Below are 3,900 nucleotides of genomic sequence, written 5' to 3' on the forward strand. Positions count from 1 at the left end.
CCCTGGGTGACGGACTTGGCGGCGGGCTTCGCGTACTTACGCATGAAAGTGCCTCTCTCTCGTAAACGATGTACCGGCAATGGTCCAGCAGCGCTAATGCCGCTGGTTTCCGTTTCACCGGCGACTGAAGTCAAGCACGGCAATGACGGGCTCACCAGATGATTCGGTCCTCGCCGAACCACCATTTCATTTGTCCGGATCACACACGGATTGCCACGAGTACGCCGGGTCAATCCTCGTTCCTCACAGCGCTACGGAACGACGTCCGCTATCGCGTGGACCCGCGCTTGTCCCGTGGAGTGTTGGGTTGTATAGATGGACATACCCGCGGGCGTATGCGGCACCCAGGCCGGATGCGTCGAATACCTGGTACGCCCTTTCCATTCTCGCCGATACCGGCCGGAATTAGTTGCACGCAAGGCCGTACCCGCCCTTTTGAATTCACCTTCCGGAGTGAGATTGTGACGCACAGCCAGGACCGCTCGTCCTCGGAAGCCACCTACGTGACGGGCGACCTCCATGAGGTGTGGCATCGTCTTCCAGGCCGCGCTTGGCCGGGAGAGGCCTCCGACGAGGACCTGGCGCTCTTGGGCTGGATCGGCCCGCTCGCCGTCTCGGCACAAGAGGAGCTGCGCCGACGGCTTGGTGAGGCGTGTTCCGAGACGCCCCTGCTAGACCACTCCCCCGCGATCTTCGCCCTTCCCTCCGCCCGCTTCCTGGCCATGGTGAAGCCGATGCTGGTGGAGGAGCTGAATGCGACGCGGTCCGCCCGCGAGCCGGACAGTCCGGACACGGGATTCCGGGGGTTCGAGCACTTCACCGCCTCGATCCGTGAGCCGGAGACCGCGGTCGCCCTGCTGCGGAAGTATCCGGCGCTTGCCAGGGAATTGGTAGCGGAATTCGATCGCTGGGCAGCGTCTCGTCTGGAATTCGTGACGAGGCTGCTGACTGACCTGCCCCTGCTCCGGGAGAAACTGGCGGTGACGGCGGCGTCCGCGGCCGATGTGGAAGCCGTCGACTTCGGCGCGGGAGACGCCCACAACGGGGGAAGAACGGTGGCCGTCGTCTCCTTTCGCGGAGGGCTCAAGGTTGTCTACAAGCCCCGCTCTCTCGCCTGCGACGCAGCGTTCGCGCGATTCCTCGACTGGCTTGGCGACCGAGGTCTGACGCACCGTCTGCGGCCGGCACGAGTCCTCGACTGTGGCACTCACGGATGGTCGGCACACTACGCGCCGGCCCCATGCCCAGACCACAACTCCCTGCGGCGCTTCTACTGGCGGCAAGGCGCCTTCCTCGCCGTGTTCCACCTGCTGCGCGGCTACGACATGCACTTCCAGAACCAGGTGGCGGTCGGCGAAGACCCGGTCTACTTCGACCTGGAGGCTCTGTTCCATGCTGAGTCCTCGGACCCGGGCTGGCTCGACGACGCGGAGGACGTGGTCGCGCGGCGGCTGCGCGACTCCGTGCTGGCAGTTGGCCTCCTGCCGCACCGGCTCGTCCGCACCGACGAACACGGTGTTCGTGCCATGGAGATGAGCGGTCTAGCCGGTGGTGCGGCACCCGGTGAGTTCTGGGCCCACCCCCGCACTGAGTACCGCGATCCCGGTACTGACCGTATGAAACCGGTCCCCGCGTTCCACCCAGTCGGAGAGTACGGCAACCGCCCCACCATCGCGGGCCATCGTCACACCCCGGAAGAGATGGCCGACGACCTAGTCTCGGGCTTTACTCACTGCTATCGCCTACTGCTCTCGCAGCGTCCGGCTCTGTCGCGGTCCGACGGCCCGCTGGCACAGTTCTCCGGGGTCCCCGTGCGAGCGGTGCTGCGCGACACCTTCCAGTACCGCACCGTACTCACCGAGTCCTGGGATCCGGGCCTGCTCACGGATCCGGACCGGCGCCACGCCCACCTCGGGCGCCTCGGACACCACAACGCCGGGCACCCTGTCAAGGACAGCGAGTGGCGCCAGCTCGCGTGCGGAGACATACCCGCCTTCCAGACCACCCCGGAGAGCACCGACATCGCGGACCACCACGGGATTCTGCAGCGGGACTTCTTCAAACGCGCTGGCACGGACCTTGTGCGGGACCGCTTCGCCTCCTTGTCGGAGGAGGACTTGCGGGAGCAGATCTGGTTCATCGAGACCTCGTTCACCACCCGCCAGGAGGGCGGCCACCTGTGTACGCTGGCTCCCTCCGCTCCTGGTTCCCCGGCCGCCGCGCTCGATTCGGACCTAACCCTCTCTGCTGCCAGAGCCATCGGTGACCAGATCTGCGACTCTGTGATCCGCGGCGAGGAAGGACTCGTCGAATGGCCATCGCTCCGTATGGTGGCCGACCGCTACTGGCTCGTGGAATCCGGCGGTATGGGTCTCGACCGCGGCGTCAGCGGCATTGCGCTCTTCCTTGCCGAGCTGGGTCGGTCGACCGGGTCGGACAGATACCGGTCGCTGGCCCAGGACATCCTCACCGCTCTGCTGGACCCCAACGACATGCCCGAGCCGGAGGAATTGGCGGGCTTGGAGATCGGGGCGTATGCCGAACTGGGCGGCGTCCTTTACCTCCTGACCCGGGCTGCCGAGATCTGGGACGCCCCGGAACTCCTGGGTTCCGCCCACCGGCTCGTGCCGGCCTTCGCTGCGGCCTTCGACGCGCCGCAGCCCCTAGATGTAGCGACTGGAGTAGCCGGGGCGGCGCTTGCCCTCGTGGCCCTCCAACGGACCGACCCGAGCCCCCAGGTCCTGGAAGCCGTCCGGGCCGCTGGGGCGGGTCTCTCCGACATGGCGGAATCCGGCGTCCCCGGGTTCGCTCATGGCCTGTCAGGCCGGGCACACGCGCTGACTGCTGTCGCTTGCCTGACCGGCGATACGGTGCTGCTGGACCGGGCGGCCGAGGCGCGCAAGCGTGTCAATGGCATGCGTCTCGCTACCGCCTCCTGGTGCCGGGGGAACGCGGGGCTCGTCATGGGCGAGGCGAGCAGTCGCTGGCTCGTCAGCGGCCTGGAACACCAGCGGCCCCATGGGCTGGACCGCGTCGTGGCGGCCGTGGTCCAGGGGGTCCGCAACGACTCGCTCTGCCACGGCACTCTCGGACTGGTCGAGGCGCTCCTCACCACCTCCGAGTACATCGGCGACGCGGAGTTGCGGCGGGTCGCGCGCGACGCAGCGGCAGGCGTCGCCCAGCGGGTTCTCGCCGGTCGGGTGGTGACCGGCGTTCCCCGAGGCACGTGGACACCCGGACTCTTGGACGGGGCGGCGGGGATCGGGTATGGCCTCCTGAGGACCGCGGCACCGCATCGCGTGCCGAACGTCCTGCTGATGGCCACCCCATGAGCGTCAGGGGCAGAGCCTCCTATCGGCGGAGACGTGAACGCCGACTAGTACTCCAGTAAGACTTCTCCATTTGCCCTGGTCAATGGCTTGATGTCGCGAAGTTAAGCGGGGCACACGGGTGGGACGGCCTTGCGGAGGACGTCCCACCCACGGGTGACTGTGGCACATGCAGTGACAGCGGCGCGGAGAGTCCACCACTGTGATCGACGATCTACAGACGGATGTGGGGGACCGGGAACTCAACGAACTTCTTCCCGCAGGGGCGGCAGCGCGGCGCCGGGGGCGAGAGCGCCCTCCCCGATGGCCCGTTCGACGCTCGCCGCGATGTCCGCTGCGCCCCGGCCGGTGAACGTGTACTCTCCTAGCACAAAAAGCATTATGCACTAGTGCAAAGGATCGCGCCATGTCCGCCACGCCCTCCGCTGCCGATGCGTACGCTTCCACCGACCGCACCGTCCCCACCCGCAGCCGCAAGCGCGCCTCGTACGACCGCGACCTGGTGCACGCGATCCTCGACGCGGACTACCTCTGCCACCTCGGCTTCGTCCGCGACGGGGCGCCGGTCGTG

The 3,900-nt window shown here is 67.4% G+C and carries 1 protein-coding gene and 1 pseudogene; both read left to right on the forward strand.

Annotated elements, in window-relative coordinates:
• Positions 1-461: 461 nt before the first annotated feature.
• Positions 462-3,332: a type 2 lanthipeptide synthetase LanM gene (lanM, locus tag CHF15_RS43710; RefSeq protein WP_179280274.1), complete on the forward strand. Its 2,871-nt coding sequence runs from the start codon at positions 462-464 to the stop codon at positions 3,330-3,332.
• A 403-nt stretch (positions 3,333-3,735) separates the two neighbouring features.
• Positions 3,736-3,900, forward strand: a pseudogene (locus CHF15_RS46330) (pyridoxamine 5'-phosphate oxidase family protein); the annotation flags it as partial.

The organism is Actinacidiphila glaucinigra, assembly GCF_900188405.1.
In the GTDB taxonomy this organism is placed as follows: Bacteria; Actinomycetota; Actinomycetes; order Streptomycetales; family Streptomycetaceae; genus Actinacidiphila; species Actinacidiphila glaucinigra.